This is a genomic window from Photobacterium angustum (assembly GCF_002954615.1).
GTDB lineage: Bacteria > Pseudomonadota > Gammaproteobacteria > Enterobacterales > Vibrionaceae > Photobacterium > Photobacterium angustum_A.
Window position 1 is genome coordinate 2,127,565 of sequence record NZ_MSCJ01000001.1, and the last position, 18,626, is coordinate 2,146,190.

At 41.8% G+C, this 18,626-nt stretch carries 16 protein-coding genes; 3 read left to right on the forward strand and 13 right to left on the reverse strand.

What is annotated here, in order from left to right; genetic code table 11:
* The first annotated feature begins 49 nt into the window (after window positions 1-49).
* On the forward strand, window positions 50-2,182 hold the full coding sequence (gene cadA / locus BTO08_RS09305) for a lysine decarboxylase (RefSeq protein ID WP_105060778.1): 2,133 nt from the start codon (window positions 50-52) through the stop codon (window positions 2,180-2,182).
* Window positions 2,183-2,362: 180 nt separating this feature from the next.
* Here cadA and pgpA read toward each other — a convergent pair whose 3' ends face one another.
* The 9 genes from pgpA to glyA form a co-directional block, all read right to left on the reverse strand.
* A complete protein-coding gene (pgpA, locus tag BTO08_RS09310; RefSeq protein WP_005370084.1) occupies window positions 2,363-2,851 on the reverse strand; it encodes a phosphatidylglycerophosphatase A in 489 nt (162 codons plus the stop codon).
* Between the two features lie 9 nt (window positions 2,852-2,860).
* Complete coding sequence (gene thiL, locus BTO08_RS09315; protein WP_105060779.1) at window positions 2,861-3,844, reverse strand: thiamine-phosphate kinase; 984 nt, start codon at window positions 3,842-3,844, stop codon at window positions 2,861-2,863.
* Between the two features lie 132 nt (window positions 3,845-3,976).
* The gene (gene nusB, locus BTO08_RS09320; protein ID WP_005370080.1) at window positions 3,977-4,447 is read right to left on the reverse strand and encodes a transcription antitermination factor NusB; all 471 of its coding nucleotides are present in this window, start codon (window positions 4,445-4,447) and stop codon (window positions 3,977-3,979) included.
* A gap of 2 nt (window positions 4,448-4,449) precedes the next feature.
* Window positions 4,450-4,920: a 6,7-dimethyl-8-ribityllumazine synthase gene (gene ribH / locus BTO08_RS09325; protein ID WP_005370076.1), complete on the reverse strand. Its 471-nt coding sequence runs from the start codon at window positions 4,918-4,920 to the stop codon at window positions 4,450-4,452.
* A 234-nt stretch (window positions 4,921-5,154) separates the two neighbouring features.
* Window positions 5,155-6,258, reverse strand: a complete 1,104-nt coding sequence (gene ribBA / locus BTO08_RS09330) for a bifunctional 3,4-dihydroxy-2-butanone-4-phosphate synthase/GTP cyclohydrolase II (RefSeq protein ID WP_105060780.1) — start codon at window positions 6,256-6,258, stop codon at window positions 5,155-5,157.
* A 51-nt stretch (window positions 6,259-6,309) separates the two neighbouring features.
* A complete protein-coding gene (locus BTO08_RS09335) occupies window positions 6,310-6,966 on the reverse strand; it encodes a riboflavin synthase (protein ID WP_105060781.1) in 657 nt (218 codons plus the stop codon).
* A gap of 29 nt (window positions 6,967-6,995) precedes the next feature.
* Entirely contained in the window at window positions 6,996-8,120 is a 1,125-nt protein-coding gene (ribD, locus tag BTO08_RS09340; RefSeq protein ID WP_105060782.1) for a bifunctional diaminohydroxyphosphoribosylaminopyrimidine deaminase/5-amino-6-(5-phosphoribosylamino)uracil reductase RibD, read from the reverse strand.
* A 10-nt stretch (window positions 8,121-8,130) separates the two neighbouring features.
* Entirely contained in the window at window positions 8,131-8,580 is a 450-nt protein-coding gene (gene nrdR, locus BTO08_RS09345) for a transcriptional regulator NrdR (RefSeq protein WP_005370071.1), read from the reverse strand.
* 214 nt (window positions 8,581-8,794) lie between these two features.
* Complete coding sequence (gene glyA, locus BTO08_RS09350) at window positions 8,795-10,045, reverse strand: serine hydroxymethyltransferase (RefSeq protein WP_105060783.1); 1,251 nt, start codon at window positions 10,043-10,045, stop codon at window positions 8,795-8,797.
* A 393-nt stretch (window positions 10,046-10,438) separates the two neighbouring features.
* On the opposite strand from glyA, the gene BTO08_RS09355 reads away from it, so the two are divergent.
* Window positions 10,439-11,053: a YitT family protein gene (locus BTO08_RS09355; RefSeq protein WP_105060784.1), complete on the forward strand. Its 615-nt coding sequence runs from the start codon at window positions 10,439-10,441 to the stop codon at window positions 11,051-11,053.
* Window positions 11,054-11,120: 67 nt separating this feature from the next.
* On the opposite strand, the gene glnB is transcribed toward BTO08_RS09355, so the two are convergent.
* The 3 genes from glnB to purL form a co-directional block, all read right to left on the reverse strand.
* Entirely contained in the window at window positions 11,121-11,459 is a 339-nt protein-coding gene (gene glnB, locus BTO08_RS09360; RefSeq protein WP_006646656.1) for a nitrogen regulatory protein P-II, read from the reverse strand.
* Between the two features lie 100 nt (window positions 11,460-11,559).
* Window positions 11,560-11,964 (reverse strand): hypothetical protein, encoded by a 405-nt coding sequence (locus BTO08_RS09365; protein WP_105060785.1) that lies wholly within the window; start codon window positions 11,962-11,964, stop codon window positions 11,560-11,562.
* Window positions 11,965-12,142: 178 nt separating this feature from the next.
* Window positions 12,143-16,060: a phosphoribosylformylglycinamidine synthase gene (gene purL, locus BTO08_RS09370; protein WP_105060786.1), complete on the reverse strand. Its 3,918-nt coding sequence runs from the start codon at window positions 16,058-16,060 to the stop codon at window positions 12,143-12,145.
* Between the two features lie 446 nt (window positions 16,061-16,506).
* On the opposite strand from purL, the gene mltF reads away from it, so the two are divergent.
* Window positions 16,507-17,994 (forward strand): membrane-bound lytic murein transglycosylase MltF, encoded by a 1,488-nt coding sequence (mltF, locus tag BTO08_RS09375; protein WP_105060787.1) that lies wholly within the window; start codon window positions 16,507-16,509, stop codon window positions 17,992-17,994.
* Between the two features lie 80 nt (window positions 17,995-18,074).
* Here the strand turns inward: mltF and tadA are convergent, their stop codons facing one another.
* Entirely contained in the window at window positions 18,075-18,602 is a 528-nt protein-coding gene (tadA, locus tag BTO08_RS09380) for a tRNA adenosine(34) deaminase TadA (RefSeq protein WP_105060788.1), read from the reverse strand.
* Between the last annotated feature and the right edge of the window lie 24 nt (window positions 18,603-18,626).

The window sequence follows — 18,626 nt, forward strand, 5'->3', positions numbered from 1 at the left end:
CACCCATATGGGCATGATGCGCCCTCTCTCACTTCGGAGAAGTTCAAAAATGAATACGATTGCAATATTAAATAACCTGGGCGTTTTCTTTAAAAAATACCCAGTACAAGAACTAGAACAATCACTAGCGGCTTTAGGTTACAAGACAGTCTACCCTGTTGATGAAAAAGATTTACTGAAGTTACTGGAAATGAACCCACGTATCAGTGGCGTTATCTTCGATTGGGATACTTATTCTCTAGATCTGTGCCAGCAAATTAATAAAGTGAATGAGAAGTTACCGCTATTCGCTTTTGCCAATGAGCACTCTACTCTCGATATTAGCCTTGCCGATCTTCGTTTAAATATTTATTTCTTCGAATACAGCCTAGGTAGTTCAAAAGATATTGCCCACAAGATTGATCAAGCGAACCAAGACTACAAAGACAGTATTCTTCCACCGCTAACAAAAGCATTATTTAACTATGTTGATGAGGCAAAATATACGTTCTGTACTCCAGGTCATATGTCAGGTACTGCATTTAACAAGAGTCCTGTGGGAAGTATTTTCTATGATTTCTATGGTGCAAATACATTCAAAGCAGACATTTCGATTTCGATGCCTGAACTTGGTTCACTATTAGATCACTCAGGTCCTCATAAAGAAGCAGAAGAGTACATTGCGCGTACATTCAATGCAGATCGTTCATACATTGTTACTAACGGTACGTCTACCGCGAACAAAATTGTAGGTATGTTCTCAGCACCAGCAGGCAGCACAGTACTTGTTGACCGTAACTGTCATAAATCATTAACTCATATGATGATGATGACCGATGTGGTTCCAATTTACTTCCGCCCAACACGTAACGCTTACGGTATTTTAGGTGGTATTCCTAAGAGTGAATTTAGCCGTGAAGTGATTGCTGAAAAAGTAGCAAATACGCCAGGAGCAACAAAACCAGGTTATGCGGTAGTGACTAACTCGACTTACGATGGTTTGTTCTACAATACTCAATTTATCAAAGAATCACTGGATACTAAGTTTATCCACTTTGATAGTGCTTGGGTGCCTTACACTAACTTTAACCCTATTTACGAAGGTAAGTGCGGTATGAGTGGTGAAGCTATCCCGGGGAAAGTGTTCTATGAAACTCAGTCAACACACAAACTACTGGCTGCATTCTCACAAGCTTCAATGATCCATGTTAAAGGTCAACTTGAAGAAGAATCTTTCAACGAAGCATTCATGATGCACACCTCAACATCACCACAATACGGTATTGTGGCGTCGGCTGAGATTTCTGCTGCAATGATGCATGGCAACGCTGGTCGTCGTTTAATTCAAGATTCAATCGATCGTGCAATTCGTTTCCGTAAAGAGATTAAAAAGCTACGTTCTGAATGTGATGGTTGGTTCTTTGATGTATGGCAACCAGAGAACATTGAAACAACAGAATGTTGGAACCTAAAACCCAATGAAAAATGGCATGGTTTCAAGAACATCGATGAAGATCATATGTTCCTTGATCCAATCAAAATCACGTTGTTGACACCAGGAATGAACGAAGAAGGCGAACTATCTGAAACAGGTATTCCGGCTTCTATTGTGGCTAAGTTCCTTGACCAACACGGTATCGTTGTTGAAAAAACAGGTCCATACAGCCTATTATTCTTGTTCTCAATTGGTATTGATAAACCAAAAGCAATGCAGCTTCTTCGTGCATTAACTGAGTTTAAACGTGGCTACGATCGTAACATGACTATCAAGTCATTCTTACCATCTCTATACCAAGAAGATCCTCAATTCTACGCCAATATGCGTGTTCAAGATCTTGCGCAAGGTATTCACGATCTCACCGTGAAATTCCAATTGCCAGAACTGATGTACAAAGCATTTGATGTATTACCAGAAATGAAGATGACACCACATGATGCATGGCAACAAGAGTTACGTGGTGAAGTTCGAGAAATTCCACTATCGGAAATGGTAAATGAAATCAGTGCCAATATGATCCTACCTTATCCTCCAGGTGTACCTGTTGTACTTCCGGGTGAAATGGTAACGGAACAATCTCGTCCAGTGCTAGATTTCCTTGAAATGTTATGTGAAATTGGTAATCACTTCCCAGGCTTTGAAACAGATATCCACGGTGTTTACAATGTTGATGGTATTTACAAAGTGAAAGTGATCAAACAATAAGATCATCCCTTAAAAGCAGTAAAGGCATGTTCATTTAGAGCATGCCTTTTTATTTTTTATCGATTATCACTTTTTTAGAACAATAATAGAGAGCAAAAGAATTAAACGATATCCACTTACAAAATAAAACAGCCCCAAAGGGCTGCTCTTAGAAAATCTTAATACGCAAAAAGTCAGTTATTAAAAACCAAGCCAGTAACCAACGCCCCATAGCGCAATCATTGCCATGAAACCGGCAAGAATATCGTCAACCATAATGCCAAAGCCACCTTCAACATGTTTATCTAGCCAGCTAATTGGCCATGGTTTTACCATGTCGAAGAAACGGAATAAAATAAAGCCCGTTAATACCCACTGCCACGTGGCTTCCGGTGCGATGGCCATTGTGATCCAAAAACCAACAAATTCATCCCACACAATACTGCCATGATCATGTACCTGCATATCGTTCGAGGTAATGGTACAAATTTTTATACCTATCAACGCAGCAATAAATACGACAACTAAATACCAGCTAAAAGGTAACTGTGCTAATAGTAAATAGAGTGGAACAGCAGCTAATGTTCCCATCGTACCTGGCACATACTTCGCTAAACCACTACCAAACCCTGTTGCTAATAAATGCCAAGGGTTACTCATTTTCAATAAATCTTTAGGATTTGTAGACACGCTAATACCTTACTTATTTGAACTCACAAAATGATCCCATCCTGACACTTGCCAATCAATAGGGTTACCTTGTTGTAATAAAACAATGCCATTAGATTGAGTTAACTGACCAATACGAGAAACTTGAATACCTTTTGCCATCATTAAGGATTCAATTTCAATACATTGATGCTTCGGTACAGTAAAACACAATTGATATTCTTCACCGCTGCTTAATGCCAATTGCTGTGCTTGCTCTTGTGTCGAACAAAAGGCGATTAACTCAGAAGACAAAGGAAGCTGATCGATATAAATTTCAGCTCCAACACCTGAGCGTTTAACTATATGACCTAAATCTGCAATTAAACCATCGGAAATATCTAACGCTGCCGATGCTATGCCGCGCAATGCAATCCCAGCTTCTACCTGTGGCGTCATCATAAAATGACGTTCTTTTAATGCATGAGACAGAGCGAGATCATGACATGGTGTATCTGTTAATAATAACGCTAAACCTGCTGCGCTATCACCTAATTGACCGGTAACATATATTGCATCACCCACCGTTGCCCCACCTCGTGTCAATGCTTCCCCATTAGGAACAAATCCTTGGACTGTTAGAGTAATACTGAGAGGACCTTTGGTTGTATCTCCACCAATAAGTTGAACATTATATTGCTCTGCCAATTGGAAGAAGCCCTCACAAAACTGACTCAGCCAATGCTCATCAAACGTTGGTAATGTTAACGCTAATGAAACCCAAGCAGGCGTTGCGCCCATTGCAGCTAAATCACTTAAATTTGAGGCTAATGCTTTATGTGCGACTAACTTAGGATCAGCATCTTCCAGAAAATGCGTGCCTGCAACTAACGAATCGGTACTGATCGCTAATTGACACCCTTCCGGAACACGAACTAATGCGCAATCATCACCAATAGCAAGATCAACATCTTCTCGCTTAACATTCTGGTGTTCAAAGTACCGCCCAATTAAATCAAATTCACCTTGTGCCATAACCGTTCAACTCATCCATTAACAGCCACCATTATAATGCGCTTACCTTTACGATTGCTTCATATCAATACAATAGATAAAAAAAAAGCCAGCTAGGCTGACTTCTTTTATCTACTTTCGTTACTTCGAAAATTACTTTTCTTTACGAAGTGTTGGTGCAGCTTTATCAAGTACACCATTAACGAACTTGTGGCTATCTTCCGCACCGAATAGCTTAGCTAATTCGATTGCTTCGTTAATAACAACTTTAAATGGTACGTCTTCACGCTTAACCATTTCGTACATTGCAAGACGAAGTAGCGCAAGTTCCATCTGATCAAGATCCTGTAGCGGACGAGATAAGTATGGACGCATCTTGCTATCAAGTTCTTGGTGGCTTAGTACTACGCCTGTGAACAGATCACGGAAGTAGCTAACATCAGTATGTGGTGCAGCAAGAACTGGCGCATCAGCTTGATGTTCTTCTTCTTCAAACTTATCGCCAGAAAGAAAATGTTGCTCAATATCAGCAACATTACCTTTCGTAAGTTGCCAAGAGTAAATAGCTTGTACAGCAAACTGACGTGCATTACGACGTGCGGCTGGTTTCACAGTAACCCCCATTATTAGGATTCGATTTGGGACAGGACATTAACCATTTCGAGCGCGCTTAGTGCAGCCTCTGCCCCTTTATTACCAGCCTTGGTACCGGCACGCTCAATGGCTTGTTCAATAGAATCTACAGTCAAAACACCAAAAGCAACTGGAGTATTATACTCAAGTGCAACTTGTGCTAGACCTTTATTACACTCACCGGCAACATAATCGAAGTGCGGTGTACCGCCACGAATAACTGAGCCTAGAGCAACGATTGCATCATAACGGTCGCTTTTAGCAACCTGTTGAGCAACAAGTGGTAGCTCGTAAGCACCAGGACAACGAACAACAGTAATGTTGTCTTCGCTAACCTGTCCTTGACGTTTCAGCGCATCTAATGCACCTGAAAGTAAGCTTTCGTTAATAAAGCTGTTGAAGCGTGCAATTACGATAGCAACTTTTGCGTTTGGTGCCGCGATGGCGCCTTCAATTACCTTCATGGGCCTTCCTGTGACTATGTCTTTCCGGTTTGAGAAACCGCGGGAGTCTATCACACTTTGCAATATCTCTGCTATGGACAACCGTCGGTTTCAACAGATTTGTTAATATTTGTTGCTTATCTGTCCTTGATACGACCAATAAACAGCATTGAAAACGGTAGTTAAAAATAATAATTGTCTTTAGCTACCGCTGATATCAGTTATTTTATCACTAGCGTCTAACATTTGGTGAATTTAATCACAAATATACTCAACAACTTCTAAACCAAAGCCTGATAGTGAATGATAACGTTGCGTACTTGATGACAATAAACGCATTTTACTTACGCCTAAATCAGAAAGAATTTGTGAGCCGACACCAACTTGGCGAGACGGATCTTTCTGTGTCACTTTTACTTTAGGTTGACCTGCTTCTTCCGCAGCAATATTTTTCACTTTATGAATAATGGCATCGGTTGATTCTTGTTTACTTAGAATAACCAATACACCATTTTCTTCGCTAATGCGCTTCATTGCTGCAGGCAGCGTCCATTGAGTCGCACCTGATTGCAGAATATCTTTAAACGTATCTTGCAAGTGAACACGTACAAGCGTTTCTTCACCCGCTTTGATATCGCCTTTACGCAGTGCATAGTGCACTTCGTTATCAATCTTGTCACGGTAAGTGATCATGTCGAACTCACCGAACTCTGTTGGTAATCGACACTCAGCAACACGCTCAATTGTGGTTTCATGATTATTACGGTATTCAATCAGATCAGCAATTGTACCTAATTTAAGGCCATGTTTTTCCGCAAACACTTCAAGCTGCGGGCGACGTGCCATAGTGCCATCTTCATTTAAGATCTCAACAATCACACTTGATGGTTCAAGACCTGCTAAACGCGCAACATCACAACCTGCTTCAGTGTGACCTGCGCGGGTTAATACGCCACCTTCTTGTGCCATTAATGGAAATATATGGCCCGGCATAACAATATCAGCTGCAGTCGCATTTGCTGCAACGGCTGCTTGTACTGTGCGAGAACGATCAGCGGCTGAAATACCCGTAGTTACCCCCTCTGCCGCTTCAATAGAAACAGTGAAAGGTGTGCCAAACTGTTCAGTATTTTCTTGAACCATTAAAGGCAAGTTCAATTTTTGACAACGGGCTTTGCTCAGTGTCAGACAAATTAGACCACGACCATAGGTCGCCATAAAATTAATAGCTTCAGGTGTAATTTTTTCAGATGCAATAATCAGATCGCCTTCATTTTCACGATCTTCATCATCCATCAGAATAACCATTTTGCCCTGACGAATATCATCAATAATTTCTTTTGCGCTGCTTAAAGCCATAACACTACCCTTAATTCTTATGTACCTTAGCTGACTAGCTAATCATCATATTTAGCCAAGAAAACCCGTTCTCGCTAATAAATCCATTGTGACTTGCGGTTTTTTATCTGCAGCTTTATCACCCAACATTAAACGCTCTAAATAGCGGGCAATCACATCCACTTCAAGATTTATCATTCGGCCTGGTTTGAATGCATCCATTGTTGTTTCTAGTGCTGTATGCGGAACAATGGTTAACTTAAATTCATCACCATTAATTTCATTCACCGTTAAGCTAATACCATCAACCGCAACAGAGCCTTTTTCTGAGATATATTTCGCTAAATGTGCGGGTACTTTTACCCAAAACTCAATAGCGCGTCCCGTATGGTGACGTTCAATGATCTCAGCAACAGCATCAACATGACCTGACACCATATGACCGCCAAAACGCGTTGTTGGTAACATCGCTTTTTCTAAGTTGACGACCTGACCAGCTTGATAATGAGCAAAAGCAGTACGTTTTAAGGTTTCTAATGACAGATCAGCAACATAGCCTTTACCTGTCAATTTAACCACAGTTAAGCACACACCATTTGTCGCAATACTGTCACCCAATTTAACATCGGACAGATCAAGATTGCCTGAGTCGACAGTGACAGAAATATCAGCGCCTTTAGGTGTTAAAGCGGTAATGGTTCCAATTGCTTCAATGATACCGGTGAACATGGAAAATCCTTGCTTCTTTATTCTATTGATTAACAGCGTTTAACGGTGGCTGTAATTTTCACATCACAATCAACCATACGTATATCTGTAATATTCAGATCGATAACTTGATCCATCGCGGTTAATGGCGATAAATTCATTAAACTGCGACTATCTGCCCCCATTAATTTTGGGGCCTGATATAAAATCAAACAATCAACTAATTGTGCTTCAAGTAACCCACCCGCAAGCCCAGCGCCAGCTTCAACCCAAATATGGTTTATGCCATTTTCTGCTAACTTGCGCATGAGTAATGTGAGATCGAGTTGTTGGCTATTTTCTCGGGTAGGAATTATCCACTGAGACACGGAGTCAGGCCAATCTTCATTCCCCATTTCTGCGCGTGCCAAAATCGTTTCTCCCGGAAGGTGAAATAACTGATATGCCGGGGTTAATCGGTTTTGGCTGTCAATAATAACGCGAATAGGTTGACGAACATCTGTTTGTGGATATTCATCTTGAATCTGCGTACCCAACTCACTCCAACGCACATTCAGTGATGGATCATCAGCGATAACAGTGGCACTGGTTGATAATATTGCACCAGCTTGCGCACGATGACGTTGAACATCAGCGCGGGCATAAGGCCCAGTGATCCATTTACTTTCACCGTTCGCTAACGCTGTTTTACCGTCAAGACTTGATGCCAGTTTTAATTCAACATACGGCATCTTGGTTGTCATTTGTTTAATGAACGCTTTATTAATGGCTTGAGCCTCTTCTTTAAGAAGCCCAACTTGCACATCTACCCCCGCTTTTTGCAGCATTTCAACGCCACGTCCAGCCACCAGCGGGTTAGGATCAACCATAGCGCAAATAACTCTACTTACGCCCGATTTAATTAATGCTTCAGCACAAGGTGGAGTGCGTCCGTAATGAGAGCAAGGCTCTAAGGTAACATAGGCTGTTGCACCTTTCGCGCGCGCGCCTGCTTGTTTTAATGCAAACACCTCCGCATGGGGTTCACCCGCACGATAATGAAAGCCTTCACCAAGGATTTCATCGCCATTAGCTATAACACAACCCACATTCGGGTTTGGTGCTGTCGTAAAACAACCACGTTTAGCTAACTGAATAGCGCGTAGCATTAATCGTGTATCAAGGTTAGTAAACATTACACTCAGCTTAACGTTCTAGTTTGGCAATTTCTTCACCAAACTCACGAATATCTTCAAAACTACGGTAAACCGATGCAAAGCGAATATAGGCGACTTTATCGAGCTCTTTTAATGCTTCCATCACTAAGTTACCGATCATCTCTGAAGGCACTTCTCGCTCTCCAGTTGCACGAAGACGAGATTTAATATTATTAATCGCGCGCTCGATGTCATCTGTACTCACTGGACGTTTTTCTAATGCGCGCTGAATACCACCACGAAGTTTTTCTTCATTAAACGGATCACGATTGCCATTGGTTTTTACCACACGCGGCATTACCAACTCGGCCGTTTCAAAGGTCGTATAACGTTCATTACAAGCTAAACATTGGCGGCGCCGGCGCACTTGGTGGCCATCCGCAACCAATCGTGAATCGATTACTTTGGTGTCATTCGCACCGCAAAAAGGACAATGCATTTAGCCTCCTACATTTAATCGGTTCAGTGTAACTCATTTAAAACCGTTAATGAGAATATTCGCCCTTTTTTTCTACTCATTTTGGTTAAAAAGCCACGAATAGTCGATTTATTGTTCGCTCATAAAAAGCGCAAAATATTAAAAAAGGCTTACCTAATGGTAAGCCTTCGTCATCATAACTCGACAGTTATATTATTTAACGCATCTTAATAGATTAAGCGTAAACAGGTAGACGCTTACAAATATCTAAAACTTTTGCTTTTGTTGCTGCAATAACTTCTTCGTTATCAACATTGTCTAAAACATCACACATCCAACCTGCAAGTTGACGCGCATCATCAGCAGTAAAGCCACGACGAGTAATAGACGGTGTACCAACACGGATACCTGATGTTACAAATGGGCTACGTGGGTCATTTGGTACACTGTTTTTGTTGACTGTGATGTTTGCTGCACCTAGTGCTGCATCAGCTTCTTTACCAGTGATACCTTTGTCGATCAAATCAACAAGGAATAAGTGGTTTTCAGTGCTACCAGAAACAATCTTGTAACCACGCTCTAGGAATTCACCTACCATTACTTTTGCGTTTTCAACAACACGAGCTTGGTAATCTTTAAACTCTGGCTCCATTGCTTCTTTGAATGCTACTGCTTTTGCCGCAATAACATGCATTAGAGGGCCACCTTGACCACCAGGGAATACTGCAGAGTTCAGCTTCTTATAAAGATCTTCACCTTCATTAGAAAGGATAAGACCACCACGAGGACCTGCTAGTGTTTTGTGCGTTGTTGTAGTAACAACATGTGCATGTGGAACTGGGTTAGGATAAACACCTGCCGCAATCAGACCTGCTACGTGCGCCATATCAACAAAGAAGTACGCGCCAACTTTGTCTGCGATTTCACGCATGCGTTTCCAATCAACAATTTGAGAGTAAGCAGAAAAACCACCGATGATCATCTTTGGTTTATGCTCAAGCGCTAACGCTTCAACTTCAGCGTAATCAATTTGACCGCTTTCATCGATACCGTATGGGATCACGTTGTAAAGCTTACCAGAGAAGTTTACTGGTGAACCGTGAGTTAAGTGACCGCCGTGAGCAAGACTCATACCTAGTACGGTATCGCCAGCATTCAGAAGTGCCATGTAAACAGCATTGTTCGCTTGTGAGCCTGAATGAGGCTGAACGTTCGCGTATTCTGCACCAAATAGCTGACAAGCACGGTCGATAGCCAGTTGCTCGGCTTTATCAACAAACTCACAACCACCGTAATAGCGCTTGCCTGGGTAACCTTCAGCATATTTGTTAGTTAGCTGAGATCCTTGCGCTTCCATTACGCGTGGGCTTGTGTAGTTTTCAGAAGCAATCAACTCGATGTGTTCTTCCTGACGAGCTGTTTCTTCCTGAATGGCTGCAAATAGTTCCGCATCATAATCAGCAATATTCATATCGCGCTTTAGCATCTGTATCTCCTAACTCAGCTAAGTTAAATACCATTTTGAGCAAAAACTGAAAAATCGCAATGCTAGGCGCCACGTAGACGCAAACGTTTTCGTCTTGCTTATTAATTATCGCCTATCTTACATAAATTGATCTAAATCAGGTAGTCCTAATTGTTCTTTTTCTTAATGGTTAGCACGGTTTATTTTCAATAGAGCATGAATCATTTTCATCTTAATAAACGACTCGAGGCTAAATCTTAAGGCAAATATAGATAGCAAGTATTTTTAAAATAAAATTATTTACAACGGTGTAAAGAATATAATACATGGCGCAAAGTTACTTTTTACACGTAAACTTTTATAAATTCTTATTCCCTCTTACTATGGCTCTATTCTTTACAAGGAGTTGATCCATTGAGTCGAATTAAACATCCTGTTCACGAAAATATGATCGCAGTTTTAACAGGAACATTTATTGTTGCTCAGGGCATATTTTTTCTACAGCAAAGCCATTTATTAACGGGAGGCACGACAGGGCTCGCGTTATTACTCACCCATTTTGTCGATATCTCTTTTGGTAAGCTGTATTTCTTAATGAACTGTCCATTTTATTTAATGGCATGGTTTAGAATGGGCAAATCTTTTGCAATTAGCAGTGTCTTGTCTGGCGCATTGGTCTCAATTATGGTGGATAACCTGCACCATGTATTGACTATAAGTTGGCTAAATCCAATTTACTGCGCTGTGATTGGTGGCTTATTGATGGGACTTGGTATGCTGATATTGTTTCGTCATCACACCAGTCTTGGTGGATTTAATGTTCTGGTTTTATTCCTTCAAGACAAGTTTGGGATTTCAGCAGGAAAAATCCAAATGTCGATTGATATCTGTATCTTAGTTGCATCCTTTTTCTTTGTTACTCCAACCACTTTATTGTTGTCAATCCTTGGTGCAATAACCCTAAATATTGTTCTAGCGATGAACTACAAACCAGGCCGGTATAACCCTGTCGCTCCTGATGTAAATTAAGTAATAAATAAAAAGGGGGGGCATTACACTCAATGTAATGCCCCCCTTTTTTGTATTCTTATATCAATTAAATCGCGTCTTCGTCTTCTTCTCCAGTACGAATACGCACTACACGTTCAATATCAAACATGAAGATTTTACCATCGCCAATCTTACCGGTTTGTGCCGTTTCAACAATAGTATCAATGCATTGCTCTGCTACTTCATCGGTAACAACAATTTCAATTTTAACTTTAGGTAAAAAATCGACCATGTATTCTGCGCCACGGTATAATTCGGTATGGCCTTTCTGACGTCCAAACCCTTTCACTTCAGACACCGTCATGCCCGTAATACCTACTTCCGCTAATGCCTCACGAACGTCATCAAGCTTAAACGGCTTAATAATAGCTTCAATTTTTTTCATTCTCATCATCCTTTACTGAGCAGAAGTAATATTTTTACTTACAAGCAATTGATTTAATTGCTCTCATTATCGCAGATCCTACAGCCAAATTTAAATTTATTTAAACTTCATGCAGTAAGTTTCGATCCATCCTACGCAATAATAAAAAAACTGAATACACTAAAACCACACTATTTAGCCCTAAGATCATCTGATTGCGATAAATACTAGGAACAAGTTCGGGGAGTATCGGAATAATACTGATCTTAAGAAACATCGTAGCGGCAGGTATGTAGAAATACAGAGGAAGAAATCCCCATTTTTGACCTTTTAGTAAACCTACTATTGCCAACACGCCAGAAAATAAGACAAGTAGTACGATGATATTTGGCACTATAACTATTTGAGAGGTACTAAAGAATTGGTCAAATCGATCAAGTTGACGAAAAATGCTCAGCGCAACCAGCACAGCCAATATCTTGGATGCAATACATAAACGCAAAGTTCTGGGAATACCTTTCCCCATATATAATCCTTTATCGCAATAAAAATTCCATTACATCTTATTTCTCAATTATAACCGTCTATTTTCAATTTTTAATGTGATTATTATCAATTAAAGAGTTGAAAAGGTGATTTTCATACAAGAAGAATAAAAAACCGCCATCTCTGGCGGTTTTTTGATTCTTCAACGCTGCTATTTATTAACCTAAATTAACACGCGCATTTCTAAACATACGCATCCATGGGCTGTTTTCACTCCAGTCGTCTGGGTGCCATGAGTTTGCAACGGTTCTAAACACACGCTCAGGGTGAGGCATCATGATGGTTACTCGGCCATCCGTTGTCGTCACACTGGTAATGCCGTTTGGTGAACCATTCGGGTTAGCAGGGTACTGTTCTGTTAGCTTGCCGTAGTTATCAATGTAACGTAAGGCAACTATATCGGCTTGCTCTAGTGCAGCAAGATGATCAGCATTACGCACTTCAACACGGCCTTCACCATGAGAAACGGCAATTGGCATGTGAGATCCTGCCATTTCGTTAAAGAATAACGATGGGCTTTGTTGAACCTCAACCAAACTAAAGCGAGCTTCAAAACGCTCAGATTCATTGCGAACAAAACGCGGCCATAAATCGGCGCCTGGAATTAAGTCGCGAAGGTTAGACATCATCTGACAACCGTTACAAACACCTAATGCCAACGTATCATTGCGGTTAAAGAAAGCTTCAAATTGATCACGAGCAATATTGTTAAACAACACTGACTTCGCCCAACCTTCCCCTGCACCTAATACATCACCGTAAGAGAAACCACCACAAGCAACCAGGCCATTAAAACCATCTAGCTTGGCATTGCCAGATAAGATATCACTCATGTGGACATCTTTCGCTTCAAAGCCTGCACGGTCAAAGGCAGCAGCCATTTCAACATGAGAGTTAACTCCTTGCTCACGTAAAATCGCCATTTGCGGTTTAGCACCAAGATTAATCGCAGGGGCAATAAATGGTGCTGCGACGTCTTCATTTATGTCAAACGTTAGCTTTACATTTAAACCCGGATCTTGAACATCTTTCTTGGCTTCAAATTCTTGCAATGCGCCCGCTGGGTTATCACGCATGGCTTGCATTTGGTAAGTTGTTTCAGCCCATACTGCACGAATGTCTGTTCGATTTTGCTCAAGCACTAAATCATTGCCATTCCAAATACGAACAACATCTTCTTCAACCACAGTACCTAAAATATGGCTACATGCTTCAAGACCGTTTGCTGCAAGTACCGACTGAACAAAATCAAGATCATCAGTACGTACTTGAATAACAGCACCTAACTCTTCGTTAAATAGCGAAGCTAATACATCATCAACAGCATCTTCGCTGCCAGTATTAATATCAACTTCAATACCCGTGTGGCCTGCAAATGCCATTTCCGCTAGCGTTACGTATAAGCCACCATCACCACGGTCGTGGTAAGCAAGTAGCTTTTCATCACGTACCAGTGATTGCATTGCGTAGAAGAAACCTTTTAATAGCTCAGGACTATCTACATCAGCAGGCTTATCACCTAATTGCTTGTAAACCTGTGCTAGTGCTGTTGCACCTAAACGGTTTTTACCACAACCTAAATCCACCAATAACAGACTAGTTTCGCCTTTATCAGTACGTAGTTGAGGTGTCACGGTTTTGCGTACATCTTCAACGCGACCAAATGCAGTAATGACTAAAGAAAGTGGCGATGTTACTTCCTTCTCTTCGCCATCTTGTTGCCATTTTGTCTTCATTGACATTGAGTCTTTACCGACAGGAATTGTCAGACCCAATGCAGGACAAAGCTCTTCACCCACCGCTTTTACTGCTTCATATAAGCCAGCATCTTCGCCAGGGTGACCTGCTGGTGACATCCAGTTAGCCGAAAGATTGATACGTTTCATATCACCAATATCGCTACACGCAATATTAGTAACAGCTTCACCAACAGCTAAGCGTGCTGATGCGCCAAAATCGAGTAATGCAACAGGTGTACGCTCACCCATAGACATCGCTTCACCATGGTAGGTATCGTAACTAGCAGCAGTAACTGCACAGTTAGCAACAGGTACTTGCCATGGACCTACCATTTGATCGCGTGCAACCAAGCCGGTAACTGTGCGATCGCCAATTGTAATAAGGAAGGTTTTTTCAGCCACAGCTGGCAGACGAAGAATACGCTGCGTCGCTTCAACTAAGTCAATACCACTGCGGTCAATCGCTTGGCCTTCTACTTTTTGTGACTTCACATCACGGTGCATTTTCGGCGCTTTGCCCAATAGAATATCCATTGGCATATCAATTGGCGTATCGTCGAAATGGCTATCTTCTAAGGTTAAATGACGCTCTTCTGTCGCTTCACCCACAACGGCATACGGCGCACGTTCACGCTTACAAATCGTATCGAAAACCGCCATGTGTTCTGGTGCAACAGCCATAACATAACGCTCTTGAGATTCGTTACACCAAATCTCTAGCGGGCTCATACCTGGTTCATCGTTAGGAACATCACGAAGTTGGAATTTACCACCACGCTCGCCATCATCAACCAACTCAGGTAAAGCGTTTGAAATACCACCCGCGCCCACATCGTGAATAAAGGCAATTGGGTTAGCGTCACCCATCTGCCAACAACGATCAATCACTTCCTGACAGCGACGTTCCATTTCTGGGTTTTCACGTTGTACAGAAGCAAAATCCAGATCTTCTGCCGATTGACCGGATGCCATTGATGAAGCAGCACCACCGCCAAGACCGATATTCATTGCAGGGCCGCCAAGAACAATTAACTTCGCGCCAACTGGAATTTCTTTTTTCTGTACGTGATCAGCACGGATATTGCCCATACCACCCGCGATCATAATTGGCTTATGGTAACCACGTACTTCTTCACCGGCATGCGACGTCACTTTTTCTTCGTAAGTACGGAAGTAACCCAATAGGTTTGGACGTCCAAATTCATTATTAAATGCCGCGCCGCCAAGTGGGCCTTCAAGCATAATATCAAGCGCTGTAACAATGCGGTCTGGTTTACCAAAATCAGTTTCCCAAGGTTGTTCAAACCCCGGAACTTTAAGGTTAGATACAGTAAAGCCCACTAAACCTGCTTTAGGTTTACCGCCAATACCAGTTGCACCTTCATCACGAATTTCACCGCCCGAACCTGTTGATGCGCCCGGCCATGGGGAAATAGCGGTTGGGTGGTTATGCGTTTCTACCTTCATTAAGATATGAGTATCTTCATGGTGGTAGTTATATTGACGAGATTCTGGATCGGGGAAGAAACGCCCTACTTTTGAGCCTTCCATTACTGCAGCATTGTCTTTATATGCTGACAATACGTGCTCATGGTTTTGCTCATAGGTATTTTTGATCATCTTGAACAATGACTTGTCTTGATCAACACCATCAATAGTCCAATCTGCATTAAAGATTTTATGTCGACAGTGCTCTGAGTTCGCCTGAGCAAACATCATCAACTCAATGTCATTTGGATTTCGACCTAGTTTGGTGAAGTTCTCAACTAAGTAGTCAATTTCATCTTCAGCTAAGGCAAGTCCTAACGTAAGGTTGGCTTGCTCTAATGCCTGGCGACCACCAGCAAGGATATCAACGCTTTTCACCGGTGCTGGCTCTGCTTGTTTGAATAAAGCAGCCGCGGCTTCAAAATCGCCAACAATCACTTCCATCATGCGATCGTGGATTAACGCTTTGACTTGCGCTAATTGTGATGCTGATAGCTCGCTAGTTGATTCAATATAGTATGCAGTACCACGTTCAAGGCGTTTAATTGATTTTAAGCCACAATTACGGGCAATATCGGTCGATTTTGATGACCAAGGAGAAATTGTCCCCGGACGAGGGGTAACAAGTAGCAAGGTGCCACAAGGCTCGTGCTCTGCAATCGTTGGACCGTAAGTTAAAAGACTCGCTAGTTTGCTATGCTCATCAGCAGTAAGGGCAGCAGATACATCAGCAAAGTGCATAAACTCAGCATAAATACCTGACACAGGCAGATCGAATTCGCGGCAACGCTCAAGTAGCTTATTAACGCGAAACTCAGACAGTGCGGGTGAACCACGCAAAATTTCCATGTGCAAACGTCTCTCGATTAGCGGTTAAAGAAAAGTAATATTGGCCTAATTCCCAAAAAACTGGGGTAATTACGTCAATGTCACCTCTGATTTATCCCTGTTTATTAACTCAATAGATGAATAATCGATTTCGCACCAGCGCAGTATAAGCGATTTTTTTTTGTGACGTAACACTTGACGCAACCGTTTGCGTGTTTTTTTTTCAAACATCCTGAATTTATCAGTAATTTTGACATTAACCCGATTTTTTGAGCAAAAACTAACCGATAAAACAAAAGGAGACTATTTTTTTGTTTCAATCCGTGAATTAACACACCCAACGACAGGGTTCAGCTTTTCCACTACCGTTCACTTTGATATAAATGACTGCTCATTTTTAAGTTAGGTCAGCTTTGTTGATATATCTTCAATCTCTTACCAGCACATACCGTGTACTCATATCATTAATGCTTGCTTTATTATTAAGTGGTTGCCAATGGCAAGAAAAGCCACTTGATCCTTTAGAGCGCATTCGTGAAAGCGGTGTATTACGTGTAGGTACGTTAAATAATCAGCTGTCTTATTATATAGGGGCAGATGGGCCAACAGGGCTCGATTATGAATTAGCCCAACGCTTTGCTAAAGAGCTTGGCGTAAAACTGGAAATGCAAACCATATTTACCCTATCAGGCTTATTTCCAGCCTTAAAAAATGGTGATGTTGATATTGTCGCGGCAGGGTTAACCGTCACCCCCCAACGTCTACAAGGGTTTCACCCCGCTCCTGCATACTATTATGCAAGCCAAGTGGTTGTTTATAAAAAAGGTAAACGCCGCCCTCGCGATCTTGAAGAGTTAGCCAATACCGATCGTTCACTGGCTGTTGTGGCAAGCTCTAGCCATGAACGTCAATTAGAAGAGATCAAGAAAAAATATCCCAACCTAACATGGCAATCGATCAAAGAAACCGATATCGATGATCTATTGCGTAAAGTGGCTAATGGCGAATTAGATTATACCGTTGCTGACTCTGTTGATGTTGCGCTGCTACAACGTACACACCCTGAATTAGCAATCGCACTTGAACTTACTGAAGATCAACCAATTAGCTGGTTTGTAAAAGACAGTAACAATGACAGCTTATATGCCCTCTTAATTGAGTTTTTTGGTCACATAAAACAAAGCGGTGAATTAGCACAGCTAGAAGAAAAATACTTCGGCCATGTAGAACAGTTTGATTACGTTGATACTCGTGCATTTTTACGCGCACTCGATGATAAATTACCAAAGTGGCAAGGGCTATTTAAGAAGTATGCTAACGAGTTTGATTGGCGTTTAATTGCCGCTCTTTCTTATCAAGAATCGCATTGGAATCCACAAGCGGTTTCTCCAACAGGTGTTCGTGGCATGATGATGTTGACCAATCCTACTGCGAAATCTGTTGGTGTTACTGATCGCCTAAATCCAGAGCAAAGTATTCGTGGAGGTACTGAGTATTTGCGAAAGATGGTTGCCCGAGTGCCTGATAGTATTGATGAGCACGAGAAGGTTTGGTTCGCCCTTGCCTCTTACAATATTGGTTTTGGTCATATGATGGATGCTCGTCGTCTAACAAAAGCACAACATGGTAATCCCAATACATGGGCTGATGTAAAACAACGTTTGCCACTATTACAGCAGCGAAAGTATTACACTCAAACTCGCTATGGCTATGCGCGCGGTACAGAAGCGGTTAACTATGTTGAAGGGATCCGCCGTTATTATCAAAGTATTATTGGTTTTGAGCAGACGCATAGCCACGATTATGATGGTGATGATGTCAAGATTATTAATGGATTACAGACCATCACCTTACCGAATAAACCAATACAAGCCTCATCAGCGGCAATAAATACCCTAGGTAGTGCTTCTCAGGCGACAGCAACATCATCGGCGGTTTCCTCGACCTCAAATTAAATAGCCCACAATATACAATTTCAAAACAAAAAAGCTCAGGTTATCCCTGAGCTTTTACTTTTCCGTTGTTAGGCGATAGGTTAAAGCGACTGTTCATTAGCCATCTGTTGTTTAGCTAATAGCTTTGCCGCTTTTTTTTCTGCTCGCCTACGTTTAAAAAAAGCTTGTAGTTGAGCACGACATTCCTCGACTAATACGCCAGATGTTTGCTCTACATGATGATTGACGCCATCATAGCTAAGTAAATTCATGGTACTTCCCGCCGCGCCCGTTTTTAGATCATCAGCACCGTAAACGACTTTTCCCACACGACTGTGCACCATTGCTCCTGCACACATAGGGCAAGGCTCTAAAGTGACATACAATGTAGTATCAATTAAACGGTAGTTTTCTAGCACTTTACCCGCTTGTCGCAACGCCATGATTTCCGCATGCGCCGTGGCATCATGTTGACCTATAGATCGGTTCCAGCCCTCACCCACCACTTGTCCATTATAAACAACAACAGCGCCAACAGGTACTTCACCTTCTTCCTCTGCTTTAGCTGCGAGCTCTATCGCACGGCGCATAAAGTATTCGTCGTTTGGTTCTACTTCCATCGTCATCATTTATATATTCAGTCAAAAATACAA